Here is an 18,549-nt window from a genome sequence, read left to right as displayed (position 1 = left end):
AATGAAAATCAAAGAGCAAACTAGGAAACTAGCCGCAGGCTGTACTTGAGTACGGCAAGGCGACGTTGACGCGGTTTGAATTTGATTTTCGAAGAGTATTAGTTCAAGTGCCAGATATCTTCGTTATACTGAGCGATTGTACGGTCAGATGAGAAGAATCCTGCTTTAGCAATGTTGACGATGACTTTATCCAACCATGCGTCACGGTCTTCGTAGTCAGCAAGCATTTGCTCTTTCACTTTGATGTAGTCTTCCAAGTCAAGAAGAGTCATGAACCAGTCTTTGTTGATCAACTCGTTGTGAAGGCGAGACAAACGTTCTTTGTTACCAACTGCAAGAACAGCGTCGCTGACGATGAAGTCAACCAATGGTTTGATAGCTTCACGGGCGTAGAATTCGCTTGATTTGTATGCTGATTTTGCGTAAAGGTCGATAACAGTTTCTGAGTCTTCACCAAAGATGTAGATGTTTTCGTCTCCAACCAACTCAGCGATTTCCACGTTAGCCCCGTCCATAGTACCAAGAGTCAAAGCTCCGTTCAACATGAATTTCATGTTACCAGTACCTGAAGCTTCTTTAGAAGCAAGTGAGATTTGTTCTGAGATATCACATGCTGGAATCAAGAAGCTTGCTGCAGTAACGTTGTAGTTTTCAACCATTACAACTTGCAAGTGTGGCGCTACTGCTGGGTCATTGGCAATCACTTCTGACAAGCAAAGGATCAAGTGGATGATGTCTTGAGCGATAGTGTAGGCAGGAGCTGCTTTACCACCAAAGAATACTGTGATTGGACGAGCAGGGATATTACCTGCCTTGATGTCAAGATATTTGTGGATCACATACAAAGCGTTCATTTGTTGGCGTTTATACTCGTGAAGACGTTTGATTTGGATATCAAAGATAGAGTTTGTATTGATTTCCACACCTTGGTGCTCTTTCAAGTGACGAGCCAATTTACGTTTGTTGTGAGCCTTGATTTCTTCAAGTTTTGCTTTAAGAGCTGCTTTATCTTCGTAAGACAGGAGTTTTTCAAGTTCATCCGCTTCATGGTGCCAACCACGTCCAATAATTTCATCCAAGTAGTGAGACAAGCGTGGGTTAGCATGCATGAGCCAACGACGGAAAGTAATACCGTTTGTTTTGTTGTTGAATTTTTCTGGGTAAATGTCGTAGAAAGCTTTCAACTCTGAGTTCTTCAAGATTTCAGTGTGAAGAGCCGCAACCCCGTTTACGCTGTATCCGTAGTGGATATCCATGTGAGCCATATGAACACGTCCGCTCTCATCGATGATTTGAACAGCTGGGTCTTTGTATTCTGCTTTAACACGACGGTCCAATTCTTTGATGATTGGTACCAAGTGAGGAACCACTTCTTCCAAGAATTCAAGAGGCCATTTTTCAAGGGCTTCAGCAAGGATTGTGTGGTTTGTGTAGGCAGTCATGCTACGAACGATAGAAATTGCTTCATCAAGTTCGATACCACGTTCAGTCAAAAGACGGATCAATTCAGGAATCACCATTGATGGGTGAGTATCGTTGATTTGTACAACTGCGTAGTCAGCAAGGTCATGCAAGTTGCTTCCTTTTTCGATTGCTTCATCGATGATTAATTGCGCACCGTTTGAAACCATGAAGTATTGTTGGAAGATACGGAGCAATTCACCTTGACGGTCACTATCATCTGGGTAAAGGAAAAGAGTCAAGTTACGAGCGATGTCTGTCTTGTCAAAGTTGATACCTTCTTTAATGATAGACGAATCAACTGAATCCAAGTCAAACAAACGCAAGCGGTTTTTAGTAGCTGTTTTGTATCCAGGTACATCGATATCGTAAAGAGTAGATGTCAATGTAAAGTGTGCAAATGGCACTTGGTAGCTACGGCTTGAACGAACCAACCAGTTTTGGTCAGTCAACCAAGCGTTAGGAATAGTTTCTTGTTGGTTGTTTTTAAGAACTTGTTGGAAAAGACCAAAGTGGTAGTTCAAACCAACACCGTCACCATTCAAACCAAGTGTAGCGATTGAGTCGATAAAGCAGGCTGCCAAACGTCCCAAACCACCGTTACCAAGAGATGGTTCCAATTCTACTTCTTCAATTTCGATCAACTCTTTACCTGCATCAGCAAGTTCTTTTTTAACTTCGTCATAAAGACCAAGGTTAATCAAGTTGTTTGACAAGAGTTTACCAATCAAGAACTCAGCTGAGATGTAGTAAACTTTTTTCTTACCAGTGTTGACTGGTTTTTGACTGCTAGCAATTTTGCTGTAGTTAAGAAGAGCAAGGTAAAGCTCTTCGTTACTACATTCTGCGATAGATTTATTGTAACGCTTTTGTACAAATTCTTGTAATGGTAACATGTTAAAGTGTCTCCTGATAATGTCTTATTTCTTTAATTCTACCAAATTTTCATTGATTCGGCGATAAATTGTAGTCAAGTCAAGTAAGTTTTCCTCGACTGCTGGTGTCAATTGATCTTCTGTCATACGCCATGACCAGTTTCCACCAAGGGTAGATGGGAAGTTCATACGAGCTGAACCATCCAATTCAAGTAAGTCTTGCATAGTTGCGATAGCCATGAAGCTTACTGATGAGAAGGCTGTACGAAGCATTGCATGTACAACTGTTTCGTATTCCTTGCGGTTTGTATAGCGTGCCATGTACTCACGAGTTGGGTCGTCAATTTCATTACGGTACCAACCAAGAACAGTGTTGTTATCATGTGTTCCTGTGTACATAACAGAGTTAGCTGGTGCTAAGTGTGGGCTGTCAATACTTTCGTGCTCTGGGTTGAAGGCAAATTGAAGAACCTTCATTCCTGGGAATCCAGTACGCTCACGAAGCTCGATAACTTCATCAGTCATAAATCCAAGGTCTTCTGCGATGATGTTCAAGTCACCGAGTTCTTCCTTAACAGCTGCAAAGAGTTTGTAGTCTGGACCTTTCACCCATTTGCCAGGCGCTGCAGTTTCTGAACCAGCTGGGATTTCCCAGTATGATTCAAATCCACGGAAGTGGTCAATACGAACGATGTCATAAATTTTAAAGCTTTCGCGCAAGCGTTCAATCCACCATTTATATCCATCACGGTCCATAGCTTCCCAGTCATAGATTGGGTTCCCCCAAAGCTGACCAGTCTCAGAAAACTCATCTGGTGGACAACCTGCGATACAAGTCGCTTTCCCGTTTTCATCTGTCTTGAAAAGATGAGGATTCGCCCACATGTCGCTTGAATCTTCCGCTACATAGATAGGCATATCACCAACGATTTCAATGTGATTCTCATTAGCATATGCTTTCAATTTCAACCATTGTTGGAAGAAAAGGTATTGGGTTACGCGGTGGTAAACCAACTTGTCTGCCAACTCATTGCGATAATGCGCAAGAGCTTCAGCTTGGCGAGTACGGACTGCCGCATCAGGCCATTCTGTCCAAGCTAGGTTATCGAAGTGTTCCTTGATAGCCATATACTCAGCAAAGAGTTCAAGCCAAGCTTGATTTTCTTGAGCAAATTCTTCAAATGAATGAACATCTCCGATTTCAAAGAAACGTTTAACTGCTTTTTCAAGAAGAGGACGACGCGCATAATAAATCTTCGCGTAGTCTACTTCTTCTGGGTTGCTACCAAAGTCAATCCCTTCAAGATCACTAGCATCTAGTAAACCTTGCTCAACCAAGATATCAAGATCGATAAAGTGAGTATTCCCTGCAAAAGCTGAGAATGATTGGTAAGGAGAATCACCGTAACTAGTTGTTCCTAATGGAAGGATTTGCCAGTAACGTTGTTTTGTACGAACTAAGAAATCAACAAAGTCGTACGCACTTTTACCAAACGATCCAATCCCGTAAGCTCCAGGAAGAGATGAGATGTGCATCAACACACCACTTTGACGTTTTTTCATAATAGCACCTCGCGTGTTTGTAGTTAAGAGTTTCATATTTATATGCGCAAACGTTTGCGCTAACTCAAGTATAACCCATTTTTAAAATAAATGCAAGCGTTTGTAAAAAAACTTTTTCCAACTTTTTTCTGGTTAAATTTTGAAATTCCCTATATTTTAATTTTTAAAATGATTTTCCTTCGGCTTATTTTGATGCAATCGTTTCCCTATTCTTTGTTTTTTAGAATAAAGTTTATAAATCGTGAACTTTCTTCTTATTATATAATTCCAATCAAAGATGTTGAGATTGTAACTTTTTTTACTTTTTTTAAAAAAACGCTTGCAACCGTTTTCCGTTTGTGCTATACTAAGGTCATAAGGGAAAACGTTTGCGTTTCCTAGACTATAAAATTTGTTATTCTTTAGGAGGAATACACTATGTCATCTAAATTCATGAAGAGCGCTGCTGTGCTTGGAACTGCTACTCTTGCTAGCTTACTTTTGGTAGCTTGTGGAAGCAAAACTGCTGATAAAGCTGCTGATACTAGCTCATCTGAAGCAAAAGAAATCACTTTCTACGTTGAAGACCAATATAAAGCTTACGCTGAGAAAGTTGCTGCTGCTTATGAAAAAGAATCAGGAACAAAAGTTAACATCAAATCTGGTGACCAACTTGGCGGACTTGACAAACTTTCACTTGACAACCAATCAGGTCAAGCTGCTGACGTTATGATGGCTCCATACGACCGTGTAGGTAGCCTTGGTACTGACGGACAACTTTCAGAAGTTAAACTAAGCGACGGTGCTAAAACAGACGATACTACTAAATCTCTTGTAACAGCATCTGACGGTAAAGTTTACGGTGCTCCAGCCGTTATCGAGTCACTTGTTATGTACTACAACAAAGACTTGCTCAAAGAAGCTCCAAAAACTTTCGCTGAATTAGAAGAACTTGCTAAAGATAGCAAATACGCTTTCGCTGGAGAAGAAGGAAAAACTTCTGCTTTCCTAGCTGACTGGACTAACTTCTACTACGCATACGGACTTCTTTCTGGTAATGGAGCTTACGTATTTGGTGACAACGGTAAAAATCCTAAAGATATCGGTCTTGCTAACGAAGGTGCAATCGCAGGTATCAACTACGCTAAATCTTGGTACGAAAAATGGCCTAAAGGTATGCAAGATGGAACAGCTGCTGGAAACTTAATCCAAACTTCATTCCAAGAAGGTAAAACAGCTGCTATCATCGATGGTCCTTGGAAAGCTCAAGCATTCAAAGATGCTAAAGTAAACTACGGTGTTGCTACTATCCCAACTCTTCCAAACGGAAAAGAATACTCAGCATTCGGTGGTGGTAAAGCTTGGATCATCCCATCAAGCACTAAGAATCTTGAAGGCGCACAAAAATTTGTAGACTACCTTGTATCAACTGAACAACAAAAAGCATTCTACGAAGCAACTAACGAAATCCCAGCTAACACTGAAGCACGTGCATACGCTGAAGGCAAAAACGATGAGTTGACAACAGCTGTTATCAAACAGTTCAAGAACGCTCAACCAATGCCAAACATCTCACAAATGTCAGCAGTTTGGGAACCAGCTGCAAATATGCTCTTTGACGCTGTAAGTGGCAAGAAAGATGCTAAAACAGCTGCAGATGATGCTGTAACATTGATCAAAGAAACTATCAAACAAAAATTTGGTGAATAATTAAATTTGTTCAAAGGGGGGGGGTAGTCAAAATCCCCCTTTGATTTTATCAATTTTAACCTATATAATTTATCTTTCCATAAGGAAACCAGTATCATATGAAAGGAGTAATTATGGAAAAACAACAACCTAGTAAAGCAGCCTTGCTGTCTATCATTCCTGGGTTAGGACAAATCTACAATAAACAAAAAGTCAAAGGATTCATTTTCCTTGGTGTAACTATCGTATTTGTCCTTTATTTCCTATCGCTTGCAGCGCCTGAATTGAGCAACTTGATCACGCTTGGTGACAAACCTGGTCGTGACAACTCTCTCTTCATGTTGATTCGTGGTGCATTCCACTCTATTTTTGTAATTGTTTATCTAGCCTTTTATATTCTCAATATTAAAGACGCTCACACTATTGCAAAACAAATTAACAATGGTATTCCAGTCCCACGGACATTAAACGAAATGATTAAAGGTATCTATGAGAATGGATTCCCTTATCTTTTAATCATTCCATCTTACGTAGCTATGACATTTGCCATCATCTTCCCTGTTATCGTAACATTGATGATTGCCTTTACAAACTACGACTTCCAACACTTGCCACCAAATAAACTCTTGGATTGGGTTGGATTGACTAACTTTACAAATATCTGGAGCTTAAGTACCTTCCGTTCAGCCTTTGGTGCAGTTCTTTCTTGGACTATCATCTGGGCTCTATCTGCATCTACTTTGCAGATTGTTATTGGTATCTTTACAGCTATTATTGCTAACCAACCGTTTATCAAAGGAAAACGTATTTTCGGTGTTATTTTCCTTCTTCCTTGGGCTGTCCCAGCCTTCATCACTATCTTAACTTTCTCAAATATGTTTAACGATAGTGTCGGAGCTATTAACACTCAAGTATTACCGATTTTGGCTAAGTTCCTTCCATTCCTCGATGGAGCACTTATCCCTTGGAAAACAGACCCAACTTGGACTAAGATTGCTTTAATTATGATGCAAGGTTGGCTTGGATTCCCATACATCTACGTTTTGACCTTGGGTATCTTACAGTCTATTCCTAACGACTTGTATGAAGCAGCTTATATTGACGGTGCTAATGCTTGGCAAAAATTCCGTAACATCACTTTCCCAATGATTTTGGCTGTTGCGGCGCCTACATTGATCAGTCAATACACCTTCAACTTTAACAACTTCTCTATCATGTACCTCTTCAACGCTGGAGGACCTGGTAGTGTCGGAGGTGGAGCTGGTTCTACAGATATCTTGATCTCATGGATTTACCGTTTGACAACAGGTACATCTCCACAATACTCAATGGCGGCAGCTGTTACCTTGATTATCTCTATCATTGTCATCTCTATCTCTATGGTTGCATTCAAGAAACTACACGCATTTGATATGGAGGACGTCTAAGATGAATAATTCAATTAAACTCAAACGTAGACTGACTCAAACTTTGACTTACCTCTACTTGGTTGGCCTTTCAATCGTCATTATCTATCCTCTTTTGATTACGATTATGTCGGCCTTCAAGACTGGTAACGTAGTAGCCTTTAAACTAGATAGTAACGTTGACTTTAGTTTTGCTAACTTCCAGGGACTCTTCTCTGAAACTTTATATGGTACTTGGTATCTAAATACTTTGATCATCGCCTTGATTACCATGGTCGTTCAAACAAGTATCATCGTACTAGCGGGTTATGCCTATAGCCGCTACAATTTCTTGGCACGTAAACAAAGTTTGGTATTCTTCTTGATTATTCAAATGGTACCTACTATGGCCGCTTTGACAGCCTTCTTCGTTATGGCGCTTATGTTGAACGCCCTTAACCAAAGCTGGTTCCTCATCTTCCTCTACGTTGGTGGAGGTATCCCGATGAATGCTTGGCTCATGAAAGGTTACTTTGATACAGTACCAATGTCCCTAGACGAATCTGCAAAACTAGATGGTGCAGGACACTTCCGCCGTTTCTGGCAAATTGTTCTTCCTCTTGTTCGCCCAATGATCGCCGTACAAGCTCTCTGGGCCTTCATGGGACCTTTCGGGGACTATATCCTCTCTAGTTTCTTACTTCGTGAGAAAGAATACTTCACTGTTGCCGTCGGTCTCCAAACCTTCGTTAACAACGCGAAAAACATGAAGATTGCCTACTTCTCAGCAGGCGCTATCCTCATCGCCCTTCCAATTTGTATTCTCTTCTTCTTCCTACAAAAGAACTTTGTTTCAGGACTTACAAGTGGTGGCGAGAAGGGGTAATATCCCCCCCCCCGCCACTCTTTTTCGTTTTGGGACTACTGCTAAACTAGATAATTTTGTGAGAAAAGAGAATGTAGGGGGACTATGTTTGCTTTTAGTAGATGAATTATATGAAAAATTTACCTCTAACAAGTATTCTGACAACTCTACTTGAAATGAAATGCATTTCTTTATATAATAATCCATAGAAAAATGCTTTAGAAAGAAATTTATGTTACCCTATCCATTTTCTTATTTTAACAGTATCTGGGGATTTCGTAAGCCCCTATCTCAACGGTTCGGTCTTAATTGGTTTCAATTAATCTTTACCAGTATTTTCTTGATTAGCTTATCTATGGTGCCTATCGCTATTCAAAACAGCTCACAAGAGACCTATCCCTTAGAGACTTTTATTGATGATGTATACTCACCTCTTACAGATAGTGTTATCGACGATTTAGCTACAAATGCTCAAATTGTAGACGGTAAGCTAAACTATACTGGCACAAACTCTAGTCATGCTTCCGTCCAAATCGGTGGTGCCTTCAGCTCAAATTTTCCTGAAGAGTTACTCCTTCACTTTGGAGAGGACAGTCTCCTTATCAGTAAACAAGGAAAAGAGCTGACAAACATCCACTATCAAGCCATTACGACTGAAAGTTTCAACAGCAAGGAAAGCTTGACTCAAGCTATTTCTAAAGATTGGTATCAACAAAATCGTGTTTATATTAGTCTCTTTCTCGTAATAGGTGCTGGCTTCCTATTTGGGCTCAATTTTTTCATTGTTGCATTAGGTTCTAGCCTCTTACTTTACTTTACGAAAAAATCTCGTCTCTTTTCATTTAAGACCTATAAAGAATGCTATCATTTTATATTGAACTGTTTGGGAGTACCAACCTTGATAGCGATGATTTTAGGTCTCTTAGGTCAAAACATGACGACCTTGATTACTGTTCAAAATATTTTCTTTGTTTTATATCTAGTCACTATCTTTTACAAAACACATTTCCGTGACCCAGACTTTCATAAGTAGGAGATTCTTATGCCAGTTACGATTAAAGACGTGGCCAAGGCTGCAGGCGTTTCGCCCTCAACCGTAACCCGTGTTATTCAAAATAAATCAACCATTAGCGATCAAACCAAAAAACGAGTACGAAAAGCTATGAAGGATCTTAACTACCATCCTAATCTTAACGCTCGAAGTCTCGTTAGCAGCTATTCACAAGTTATAGGATTGGTACTTCCAGACGATTCAGACGCCTTTTATCAAAATCCTTTCTTTCCTTCAGTCCTTAGAGGAATTGCACAAGTGGCTTCAGAAAACCATTATGCCATTCAAATCGCAACTGGAAAGGACGAAAAGGAGCGTTTAAATGCCATTTCCCAAATGGTCTATGGAAAACGTGTGGATGGACTTATCTTTCTCTATGCACAAGAAAATGACCCTTTGGTCAATCTAGTTGTTGAAGAACAATTCCCTTTCCTCATTCTAGGAAAGTCACTTTCGCCTTTCATACCACTTGTTGATAATGATAATGTTCAAGCTGGTTTTGATGCGACAGAATATTTCATTAAAAAAGGGTGTTCACGTATTGCCTTTATCGGCGGTACCAAGAAACTATTCGTTACCAAGGACCGCTTGACAGGTTACGAACTAGCTCTAAAACAACACCAACTTCCTCTCGATACTAATCTGACTTACTTTGCTACTGAATTTCTTGAAGATAATGGTTATCGCTTTAGTAGACTTCTCTTCAAAAACAATCCAAATATTGACGCTATTATTACCATTGATAGTCTCCTTGCTGCAGGGGTCTGTGATTACATCGCAAAACACCAACTGGATGTCCCTGTCCTCAGCTTCGACTCAGTCAATCCCAAGCTCAACTTGGCGGCCTATGTCGATATCAATAGTTTGGAGCTTGGTCGTGTTTCCTTTGAAACTATTCTCCAGATCATCAATGATGCTAAAAACAACAAACAAATTTGTTACCGCCAATTGATTGCCCACAAAATCGTTGAAAAATAAAAAGAACCAACTCTTGATGAACTAGATTCAGAGTTGGTTTTTTTATATTTGCTACAGAAAGTATTAGTTTTCGGTTTCTACAAATCGTCCGAGGATATGAACATTTTCTGATACGGACACAAAGGCTGAGGGATCTACTTGTTTCATGATGAGTTTAAAGTCATTAAACTCAGCACGAGTGATGACTGTAATCAAAACAGCTTTGCGCTCGTGGTTATAAGTTCCTTCTGCATCATGAATGATCGTTGCTCCACGATGCAATTTATTATGGATTTTTTCAATCACGGCATCGGGATTGCTGGTTACAATCGTCGCCTGCATCTTTTTCTGCTTGGTGAAGACTGCATCTGTGACACGACTTGATACGAAAATGGTAATCATAGAGTAGAGGGCATATTTCCAACCGAAGGTCAAACCTGCAATCAACATAATAGTTCCGTTGACTAAGAAGGAAATGCTACCGACGTTTTTCCCTGTTTTCTTACGAATAGTGAGACTGACAATATCCGTTCCACCACTGGAAATGTTATGGCGTAAAGCAAACCCGATTCCCAGCCCCATGACCACTCCCCCAAATAGAGCATTGATAATGGGATCCTCCGTTAGAGTTACCACTGGCACAAACTGGATAAAGAGTGAACTCATAGATACCGTAATAAAGGTAAAAATGGTAAACTTCCGGCCAATTTGACGCCAAGCCAAAATCATTAAGGGAATATTGATACAATAGAAAGCTACAGAGATTGGCAAATGAAAGCCAAACCAGTATTTGCTCAGTGTTGAGATGATTTGCGCCAAACCAGTCGCACCACTAGAGTAGACATGTCCTGGTTGGAAGAAGAAATTGACGGCTACAGCTGATAAAAAACCATATATCAGAGAAGCTGAGATTTTTTCATCGTACTTTTCTCGAGAGATACCTTGTAAGATACCTAAGATTTTTACGCGATGAGCAAAGCGACGCAAATAATAGTGCCACTTCTTAGTTTGTTTCGTTTGTTTCATCTTGTTCTACTTGTAGATTAAGTTCTTCTAGTTGTTTAAGAGCTACTGTTGATGGTGCTTGGGTCATTGGGTCAGTTGCTTTGTTGTTCTTTGGAAAGGCAATGACTTCACGGATGTTTTCTTCGCCTGCTAAGAGCATTACAAAGCGATCAAGCCCGATAGCCAAGCCACCGTGTGGTGGGAATCCATAGTCCATGGCTTCCAAAAGGAAACCAAACTGGTCATTTGCTTCTTCTGCTGAGAATCCAAGAGCCTTGAACATACGTTCTTGAAGTTCTTTTTGGTTGATACGAAGACTACCACCACCAAGCTCATAACCGTTCAAGACGATGTCATAGGCAATAGCACGAACCTTAGCCAAATCACCTTCCAATTCATGGGCAGTATCTGCCTGAGGAAGCGTAAATGGATGGTGGGCACTCATATAGCGCCCCTCTTCTTCTGACCATTCAAACATTGGCCAGTCAACTACCCAGAGGAAGTTAAATTTGTCGTTATCAATCAAGCCAAGCTCTTTGGCAATACGTCCACGAAGGGCACCAAGTGTTGCATTTGCAACATCAAGCGTGTCAGCTACAAAGAGAACCAAGTCCTTATCTTCAAGACCAAGCGCGCTTGTCAAATCGCCTTGAATGGCAGTCAAAAACTTAGCAACTGGTCCGTTTAATTCACCGTCAACAACCTTAACCCAAGCAAGACCTTTGGCACCATACTGTTTGGCTACTTCGGTCATCTTGTCGATGTCTTTACGTGAGTAGTTATCTGCAGCACCTTTGACCACAATGGCTTTAACTGCAGGAGCTTCTGAGAAGACTTTGAAATCTACTCCCTTGACAAGATCTGTCAAGTCCTGAAGCAACATCTCAAAACGAGTATCAGGTTTGTCAGAACCATAAAGGGCCATAGCATTATCGTACTTCATACGAGGGAATGGAAGAGTTACTTCGATTCCTTTTGTTTCCTTCATCACGCGCGCAATCAAACCTTCTGTGATGTCTTGGATTTCTTGCTCAGTAAGGAATGACGTTTCCAAGTCGACTTGAGTAAATTCAGGCTGACGGTCACCACGCAAGTCCTCGTCACGGAAACATTTGACGATTTGGTAGTAACGGTCAAATCCCGCATTCATTAACAACTGTTTTGTAATCTGCGGACTTTGAGGAAGTGCGTAAAAATGCCCTTTATTGACACGAGAAGGCACCAAATAGTCACGCGCCCCTTCTGGTGTTGACTTAGAAAGGAATGGCGTTTCCACATCGATAAATTCCAACTCATCCAAGTAGTTGCGGATAGAGTGAGTCACCTTGGCACGAAGTTTAAGATTTTCTAGCATCTCTGGACGACGAAGGTCAAGGTAACGGTAACGTAGACGCGTATCATCGTTTGCTTCAATGCCATCCTTGATTTCAAATGGTGTTGTTTTGGCTGTATTAAGAACAGTAAGTGCTGTAACATTCAGTTCAACCGCTCCAGTCGCCAATTTGTCATTTGCTTGCTCACGTGCTGCAACTTGACCAGTCACCTCGATGACAAATTCACTACGAAGGCTTTCAGCCGTTGCCATCACCTCTGCAGAAACCTTCTCAGGATTGATAACCAACTGCATGATTCCTTCACGGTCACGCAGGTCGATGAAGATCAAGCCACCCAAGTCACGACGGCGAGCAACCCAGCCTTTCAAGGTAATTTCTTGTCCGATGTGCTCCTCACGAACACGACCAGCATACATACTACGTTTCATTTCTTCTCTCCTCTTATATTCTGTTACTATTTTACCATAAAAGCGCTAGGTCTTCATGAAAATCAACAGAAAAGTTTGCTAGAATCCTCATCTAAATAAAAAAATCCAGTAAATCATTTTACTGGATTCATTCTTAGTTGGTTTTTCTTTCTTTTTTACCTTTTTTAGCCAGCTCCGCCTCCTGCTTTGACAGGAAAAGTTCTGTTGCATAGGCTGTCGCAAATCGCATAAAGCCCGCGATAGGTGCAAGAGCAACTGCTATGTTTTTATAAAAGAAGTCCCCTTTAAAAACATAGGTAAGTCCCCCGATGATAAAGAAGATGACCACAGCCTGTATCACTGCTGATAATAGTACTCGTTTCATGACTTCCTCCTGAGTCTATTATAGCATCATTATCATGACAAATGAAATTAAATTATTCAAGGCATGCAATCCCATACTATAAGCCAGACCACCCTTGCTGATATAAGCCAAGCCCATACTAAGACCAAGGGCACTATAGACTAGGAATTGTTGTGGAGTAGTAGGGAAATGAACAAGTGCAAAAAGTACAGTACTTACAAGAAGAAAGAGAGCTGTCTGCTTGATGTTATCCTGTTGAGGGAAGACATAGCGGGCTAACATCCCTCTAAAAGTTAACTCTTCTGTCAGAGGTGCAAAGACGACAGCCATGAAGAATGTGAAGAGAGGTTGATCCTGAGCCAATTTATCTACAGCCTGTTGATTAAATGACGGATCATTTGGTAAAAAGTTTTCTACAATAATGACAAGGACCCATACCAAGGCAGGCAACCAGATATATTTGTTGAGGGCTGTTTTTTCAATCGTAACAGTTCCTGTCTTATACCACTTGTAGGTAAAGAAGGTGAAGATTCCTGCTAATATGACATAAACAGGGACAGCAACGTAGTCAGGTGCTCCCATTATCAAGGCAGCTAAACCTACACCCTGAATAAAACTATAGACAATAAGGAACGATAAGAAGGCAAGAGCAAACCAGCCAATATTTTTAAGTGTTTTCATAAGATTCTCCTATTTAAAATAACGTTTTGTTTTACGCAACTGTGCGACATTAGTATACAAATGGATGACGACTGCCACAAGCAGAGCAACCAACTGTACTTGTCCTAATACTACGGATAGGATTACTAAGACAACATAGATACCGGGAATGAGGAGCTGATTGACCTTGAATAAGATCAAGTAAGCTTCTTCCATCTCAGCCTGTTTTTCTCCCTCATCATAAGTGTCAAGGTAGTCCAAAACTTCCTTTGGAGTCGCCATAACAGAAAGTTTGTAGTTACGAATCTTGCTGGTGATTTTTAGACAGTAAGCACCCGCCCAGATACCTAAAACTATCAAAAGTAAGGATGCTGCTGATGGGCCTAAACCTCCCAAATCTATCAGTAGGCAGGAAAGCATACTAATTTGGCAAACATTCCAAGCTACTGTAGCATAATCTAAGAAGCGATACGTAGCAAGGTAGTCTTGCTCATTTCCTTCATCCTCTTCCTCTCTTTGATAATTCTGATAAGCCTGATGACTTTTTCTAGTGAAATAAAAGGTTAGAATCACCGTAACCAGCCCTAGACCAAGAAAAATTGAGTACGAGGCAATGATTACTTGCTCTTGACTGATACCTAAAGGGTTAACACCAAGGAAACCAGCAAATATTCCTAATAAAAATCCTGCAATAATAATCTTCAGGGCAAAAATGATTTGTTTCTTTTCCATATTTCAACCTCTTTCTAAAACAAGCCAGACAACCACTGACCAAAGGCTTTACCTGATTCAAAAACAGCGGTCAAACCTTCTGTTCCAAGTGACACCAAAAGCAAACAAACAGCAAGTAAGAGAATAGCTTGGTTTCTAGCTTTTTTTGCTCCATCCCCCAAGGGGTCATTGCCAAGCCAACCTGCTAGATAAGCATAGGCTGTAACTGTTAAAATACCAACCTCTGTAGAAGAGAGAAACAACAAGACTGTCACCAAACGAATGATATTGGCTTGAATGTTAAAATAATTTCCTAAACCTGCACAAACACCTGCAAGTGCTTTGTTCTCAGTATCGACTTGAAAACCTGCTAAAAATTCTTTCATAACTTTTCTCCTTTTACGAGCTCTTTAAACTTTATTTTTTTCTCTACCCATCTAAAGACTAATAGTAAAACTATGTTAATCCAGAAGAGATATTTACTTTCAACAATTGTAAACCAACCAAATAGGCTTCCAATCATAGCCAAAAGATTTACGATAAACACAACTATAGATAGATAATAAATCACTTTATACTTGTTCATCACTCATCCTCCTCTAAGCGAAAGACTGACTCGACTGGCTCATGGAATATCTGAGCAATCTTCAGGGCAATGACGATGGATGGCGTGTACTCATCTCGCTCAAGCAAGCTGATGGTCTGCCTGGACACGCCAGCTAGTTTGGCCAGCTCTGTTTGATTCAGGCCATCGCGAGCCCGAAGCTCTTTTAGACGATTTTTTAGCATGTCTTTTTTCTCCTTTGTTCTTTATCTTGATTTCATTGTAACACATCTTTTTATTTTTGACAAGTATATTTGTCAAAAAGTTTAAGATTTTTGTCATTTTGCAAAAGAAAAAGGTCAGGAATGGTATCCTGACCATGTTTTTAGCTAAGCTTGAAGAAAATCGTCCTTCTTCCGTTTTTTAATCTTGAGAGGTAAGCTTGGCTTTCTTTTGATAATATTTTCTATCTATGTATAAAATTGTGATACTTATCAAGCTTAGCATAAGTCCAAGCAAGGTCCCTTTTTGCGAGAATACAAATTCAACTTTATGTTGCCCAGAAGTAATTGGAAAGGACAAGAGACTATTCCAAGTTTTTGCTGTCGGAACATCTTTTCCATCTACTTTTACTTTCCAACCAGCACTATAGGGAATTGAAGTCAGCATAAACTGACTATCATCGGTGATATCAACTGAACCAACGATATGAGTATTTGAAAACTTCTCAACTTGTAGGCCTTGAGCTTTTCTCTTTTCTAGGACTTTCTGGATTTGATCAACATCTAAACGATAAAGTCCTACATGTGAAAGGTCTACCTTATCTGACCTAAAACGAAACTCTAAGACAGTTTCTTCTCCTGCCGAATTATCAGCAATCTGCCACAGTTGACGTTGCATATTCTTCTTGGAATGGGTAAACCATTGCCCATTTAACAAGATTGAATAATCAATCTCAGAGTTGAGAGAATCAGGCGCAAAGAAGTAATAGGTCAAATCTGTTTGAGGAGTTATGTGGTAGCGAACGATTGCTTCCATACTCGAATCCTCACGTTTATAGACTGCTATCCCCTTGTCTTTATTCACATCTTCTGCTACCAGATTTTCAGTATCAATTGCGTTAAAGGCTATAGGTTTAAAGTATTCAACAAAATTTTCCTGCTCTTTTTGGATGCCCTCCATAGAGTTGAGAATGTTATTTTGGTTTTTAACAGCATTATTGAAGTCAAGCTGTAAATTTGTAACCAATTCATTTACTCCAAAAGCAATCGGGAATGAATTAGGATTTTTATAAACACGATATCGTTCATCTTCATAGACTTTCTCTGTAAAGTAACGATTCATGTCAAAACGACTGGCAAAACGGTAGAAGTACATTCTATCAGGATGGTTCTCTTTCTCCTCCTGATTGATATCCTTCATATCCATGTAATAGCGAATTCCATATAAGGCATCCGTCAGAGGAGTTCCATTTTCGTATTCAGTTGCTGCATTGACCCCTTGATCACCCATATAAGCAAAGTGATTCATAGTGGACCTCTCCAGACTCGAACTAAAAGTACTTAAGCCTGGATAGCCGATAAGAGATGGAGTTGTTCGAGAATAGGCAAAGGTCGTTGCAATTCTATAGAAAGGTTCATCTGCATTTTCTTGGATTTTATCCGTCACTCGTTTAACTGAGATAGTTCCATCAACAAATTTATCAACATTTGCATAACTAAAGGTCACTTGTGATAGATAGGCATTGTATCCTAGCTCAAATACTGTCAGAGTTGATAACAAGATAACAGCTAAGCGAATCATTCGTGGACGTAACAAGACCAGTACAGCTAAGTAAATGAGTAGAGTTAAGACTACACGAGTAAAGAGATAACCTGTTTGAAGCAATAACAGCAATACCACCACAGATCCAGCCGCAATCACCAATACCCTTTCCTTTTCTTTCTGGGACTTAGCAGAGCGTTCCCAGTATAGATAAAATCCTGTAGCTGTAGCTGATACAATCAGTATCACAATGGCAATAAAATGGCTATTGATAAACAGAGTTAGAGCCTCAGGTTGTTTCTTTGGCAGATAGGTAAAGTCTTTAGTATAGAGGTAGATTGCCGATAAAACTAGAGCTACAACTGATACTAATTTCCCACGGCGTGAGATTTTAAATTGCTCTTTCAATGCTTGATAGGCTAGAAGTATCATGAAGAAAGAGAATAGCCATGAGAAACGGAAGAAGAATCCAGCAGGATTTTGGCCCATATGCCAAATCTTACTAACAAATTCATTTACAAATGAGGTAAAGAAGATAAGAGTCACTACTCCCGCAGCCCATCTTCTTTCTTTGACGATCTTTCTTGATGTAAAGTACAAGATAAAGCCGATAAATCCAAGAGCTCCAATATAGATATTTGGTAGGTTTGGTCCAGCTGCCCATCCCGATTGCGCATCAAAGCCCCCGATAGTTAGTTTGGATAGAATGTCTAAGGGATTAATCTGAAAGGCCATGGAAAATGTCATGGCTCCTCCTGCTTGTCCCTTACTGTCAATCAAGTTGAAAAATACTGGAACAAATAAGACAGAAGCTGCTGCAGCTCCTAAAACCGAGTAGAGAAAGACATCCCATAAGGGTTGGACGTAATGTTTGAGTTTTACTTTCCAAGTCCCCTCGATAGAAAGACGCGGTGAAAGATAGTAGCAGGCATACAAGACGACAAATAGTGATATCATATAGCCCATGTAAAATTGAAGGAAGATCGTCAGACCGAGTACAAAGGCATAAGGATAGGCTGCTTTGCCATCTAATAACTGCTCTAAATATAGGATGACGAGGGGAAGCATAATCATAGCATCATAAAAGATGACATTCATCTGGTAGGATACCAACATGCCAGACAGGGCATAAGCTGTCGCAAACAAGGGAACCATCCATCGTTTTGACTCTGCACCCTTATAACGTTTAATAAGGAGATGAGCAAAGGAAAGTCCAAAGGCTCCATATCTGAGCCAGATTGTTAGAAAAACAGACAATCCTATGTATTTTAAAGGCAGAAGAACGTAAATAAGATTGAAAGGGCTCATCAAATAGTAGCCCAATACTCCAATCATATCCCCACCGATAGATTTAGTAAAAGAATATGAAAGACTACTTAAATCACCAGATAGAATGGCATTCTTTAGTAACCCATAAAAACTAATGTACTGCTGATCAAAGTCAACGGCCATTAAACTTTTATTTCCAAAAGGATAACTACCCATGAAAAACCATACCACCAGCATGATTATCATCGGTAGCAAGGCACTAAAGACATAAAGGACTCCCCTAGGATATTTTTCCTTTAATTTCTGCCAATGTGTCAACCAATTTTCCATTATTGATTTCTCCTCTATGTTTTTAGCCAACTTCTGTTTGCTAATGGCTACCAGCCATGTTAGATAGTATTGTAAAGTTGGCTTTGTAACTTCGTAATAGATGGTCTTCTTCCTTGAAAGGGACAGAAACGGTATCTATCTACTCCATCATTTTAACATTTAAAAAAGGAGAGAGCAATGCTCTCTCCTCTCTAATGTAACTTATCTAATATTATTTAGTAAATTTACGTTTCATAACTACAGTACCTGACAAGATTACCACACCTGCCAATACAAGTACTAGGCTTGTAGCCTCACCAGTAAATGGAAGACTTGGTCCTTCTTCTGTTGTAGTTG

At 40.0% G+C, this 18,549-nt stretch carries 17 protein-coding genes; 5 read left to right on the top strand and 12 right to left on the bottom strand.

Annotated features, from left to right (window positions below):
- Positions 1–98 precede the first annotated feature (98 nt).
- Both glgP and malQ read right to left on the bottom strand, forming a co-directional pair.
- Positions 99–2,357, bottom strand: a complete 2,259-nt coding sequence (gene glgP, locus PAN07_RS06740) for a glycogen/starch/alpha-glucan family phosphorylase (RefSeq protein WP_269797532.1) — start codon at positions 2,355–2,357, stop codon at positions 99–101.
- A gap of 24 nt (positions 2,358–2,381) precedes the next feature.
- Positions 2,382–3,935 (bottom strand): 4-alpha-glucanotransferase, encoded by a 1,554-nt coding sequence (gene malQ, locus PAN07_RS06735; protein ID WP_269797531.1) that lies wholly within the window; start codon positions 3,933–3,935, stop codon positions 2,382–2,384.
- Positions 3,936–4,316: 381 nt separating this feature from the next.
- Here malQ and PAN07_RS06730 point away from each other — a divergent pair, with 381 nt between their 5' ends.
- The 5 genes from PAN07_RS06730 (at position 4,317) to PAN07_RS06710 (ending at position 9,846) form a co-directional block, all read left to right on the top strand.
- Positions 4,317–5,588 carry an extracellular solute-binding protein gene (locus tag PAN07_RS06730; protein WP_269797530.1) on the top strand — a complete coding sequence of 424 codons (1,272 nt, stop codon included), beginning with the start codon at positions 4,317–4,319 and terminating at the stop codon, positions 5,586–5,588.
- A gap of 113 nt (positions 5,589–5,701) precedes the next feature.
- Positions 5,702–6,994 (top strand): sugar ABC transporter permease, encoded by a 1,293-nt coding sequence (locus PAN07_RS06725; protein ID WP_269797529.1) that lies wholly within the window; start codon positions 5,702–5,704, stop codon positions 6,992–6,994.
- A 1-nt stretch (position 6,995) separates the two neighbouring features.
- Positions 6,996–7,838 carry a sugar ABC transporter permease gene (locus PAN07_RS06720; protein ID WP_269797528.1) on the top strand — a complete coding sequence of 281 codons (843 nt, stop codon included), beginning with the start codon at positions 6,996–6,998 and terminating at the stop codon, positions 7,836–7,838.
- A 211-nt stretch (positions 7,839–8,049) separates the two neighbouring features.
- Positions 8,050–8,850 (top strand): DUF1189 domain-containing protein, encoded by an 801-nt coding sequence (locus PAN07_RS06715; protein ID WP_269797527.1) that lies wholly within the window; start codon positions 8,050–8,052, stop codon positions 8,848–8,850.
- A 9-nt stretch (positions 8,851–8,859) separates the two neighbouring features.
- Entirely contained in the window at positions 8,860–9,846 is a 987-nt protein-coding gene (locus tag PAN07_RS06710; RefSeq protein WP_269797526.1) for a LacI family DNA-binding transcriptional regulator, read from the top strand.
- Between the two features lie 63 nt (positions 9,847–9,909).
- On the opposite strand, the gene PAN07_RS06705 is transcribed toward PAN07_RS06710, so the two are convergent.
- The 10 genes from PAN07_RS06705 to PAN07_RS06660 form a co-directional block, all read right to left on the bottom strand.
- The gene (locus PAN07_RS06705; RefSeq protein ID WP_269797525.1) at positions 9,910–10,851 is read right to left on the bottom strand and encodes a YitT family protein; all 942 of its coding nucleotides are present in this window, start codon (positions 10,849–10,851) and stop codon (positions 9,910–9,912) included.
- Complete coding sequence (aspS, locus tag PAN07_RS06700; RefSeq protein WP_269797524.1) at positions 10,829–12,592, bottom strand: aspartate--tRNA ligase; 1,764 nt, start codon at positions 12,590–12,592, stop codon at positions 10,829–10,831. The genes PAN07_RS06705 and aspS overlap by 23 nt, the downstream gene beginning before the upstream one ends.
- 133 nt (positions 12,593–12,725) lie before the next feature.
- Positions 12,726–12,956: a hypothetical protein gene (locus PAN07_RS06695; protein WP_269797523.1), complete on the bottom strand. Its 231-nt coding sequence runs from the start codon at positions 12,954–12,956 to the stop codon at positions 12,726–12,728.
- 18 nt (positions 12,957–12,974) lie between these two features.
- A complete protein-coding gene (locus PAN07_RS06690) occupies positions 12,975–13,616 on the bottom strand; it encodes a type II CAAX endopeptidase family protein (protein WP_269797522.1) in 642 nt (213 codons plus the stop codon).
- Between the two features lie 9 nt (positions 13,617–13,625).
- Positions 13,626–14,327, bottom strand: coding sequence for a DUF3169 family protein (locus PAN07_RS06685; RefSeq protein WP_269797521.1), 702 nt, complete (start codon positions 14,325–14,327; stop codon positions 13,626–13,628).
- A 14-nt stretch (positions 14,328–14,341) separates the two neighbouring features.
- The gene (locus PAN07_RS06680) at positions 14,342–14,692 is read right to left on the bottom strand and encodes a PspC domain-containing protein (RefSeq protein WP_269797520.1); all 351 of its coding nucleotides are present in this window, start codon (positions 14,690–14,692) and stop codon (positions 14,342–14,344) included.
- Positions 14,689–14,892 carry a hypothetical protein gene (locus tag PAN07_RS06675; protein ID WP_269797519.1) on the bottom strand — a complete coding sequence of 68 codons (204 nt, stop codon included), beginning with the start codon at positions 14,890–14,892 and terminating at the stop codon, positions 14,689–14,691. Before PAN07_RS06675 ends, PAN07_RS06680 begins: the two co-directional genes overlap by 4 nt.
- Positions 14,892–15,095, bottom strand: coding sequence for a helix-turn-helix transcriptional regulator (locus PAN07_RS06670; RefSeq protein WP_000916944.1), 204 nt, complete (start codon positions 15,093–15,095; stop codon positions 14,892–14,894). Before PAN07_RS06670 ends, PAN07_RS06675 begins: the two co-directional genes overlap by 1 nt.
- A gap of 178 nt (positions 15,096–15,273) precedes the next feature.
- Positions 15,274–18,213: a YfhO family protein gene (locus tag PAN07_RS06665; RefSeq protein WP_269797518.1), complete on the bottom strand. Its 2,940-nt coding sequence runs from the start codon at positions 18,211–18,213 to the stop codon at positions 15,274–15,276.
- A gap of 211 nt (positions 18,214–18,424) precedes the next feature.
- A partial coding sequence (locus tag PAN07_RS06660) for an LPXTG cell wall anchor domain-containing protein (protein ID WP_269797635.1) occupies positions 18,425–18,549 on the bottom strand: 125 nt, incomplete at its 5' end.

The sequence above is a fragment of the Streptococcus sp. SM5 genome (assembly GCF_027497975.1).
The sequence above is the reverse complement of the archived record's forward strand: the minus strand, read 5'-3'. Positions and strand labels throughout refer to the sequence as shown.

Coding starts and splice junctions, on each gene's coding strand:
- glgP (WP_269797532.1), bottom strand. CDS start 2,357: ATGTTACCATTACAAGAATTTGTACAAAAGCGTTACAATAAATCTATC.
- malQ (WP_269797531.1), bottom strand. CDS start 3,935: ATGAAACTCTTAACTACAAACACGCGAGGTGCTATTATGAAAAAACGT.
- PAN07_RS06730 (WP_269797530.1), top strand. CDS start 4,317: ATGTCATCTAAATTCATGAAGAGCGCTGCTGTGCTTGGAACTGCTACT.
- PAN07_RS06725 (WP_269797529.1), top strand. CDS start 5,702: ATGGAAAAACAACAACCTAGTAAAGCAGCCTTGCTGTCTATCATTCCT.
- PAN07_RS06720 (WP_269797528.1), top strand. CDS start 6,996: ATGAATAATTCAATTAAACTCAAACGTAGACTGACTCAAACTTTGACT.
- PAN07_RS06715 (WP_269797527.1), top strand. CDS start 8,050: ATGTTACCCTATCCATTTTCTTATTTTAACAGTATCTGGGGATTTCGT.
- PAN07_RS06710 (WP_269797526.1), top strand. CDS start 8,860: ATGCCAGTTACGATTAAAGACGTGGCCAAGGCTGCAGGCGTTTCGCCC.
- PAN07_RS06705 (WP_269797525.1), bottom strand. CDS start 10,851: ATGAAACAAACGAAACAAACTAAGAAGTGGCACTATTATTTGCGTCGC.
- aspS (WP_269797524.1), bottom strand. CDS start 12,592: ATGAAACGTAGTATGTATGCTGGTCGTGTTCGTGAGGAGCACATCGGA.
- PAN07_RS06695 (WP_269797523.1), bottom strand. CDS start 12,956: ATGAAACGAGTACTATTATCAGCAGTGATACAGGCTGTGGTCATCTTC.
- PAN07_RS06690 (WP_269797522.1), bottom strand. CDS start 13,616: ATGAAAACACTTAAAAATATTGGCTGGTTTGCTCTTGCCTTCTTATCG.
- PAN07_RS06685 (WP_269797521.1), bottom strand. CDS start 14,327: ATGGAAAAGAAACAAATCATTTTTGCCCTGAAGATTATTATTGCAGGA.
- PAN07_RS06680 (WP_269797520.1), bottom strand. CDS start 14,692: ATGAAAGAATTTTTAGCAGGTTTTCAAGTCGATACTGAGAACAAAGCA.
- PAN07_RS06675 (WP_269797519.1), bottom strand. CDS start 14,892: ATGAACAAGTATAAAGTGATTTATTATCTATCTATAGTTGTGTTTATC.
- PAN07_RS06670 (WP_000916944.1), bottom strand. CDS start 15,095: ATGCTAAAAAATCGTCTAAAAGAGCTTCGGGCTCGCGATGGCCTGAAT.
- PAN07_RS06665 (WP_269797518.1), bottom strand. CDS start 18,213: ATGGAAAATTGGTTGACACATTGGCAGAAATTAAAGGAAAAATATCCT.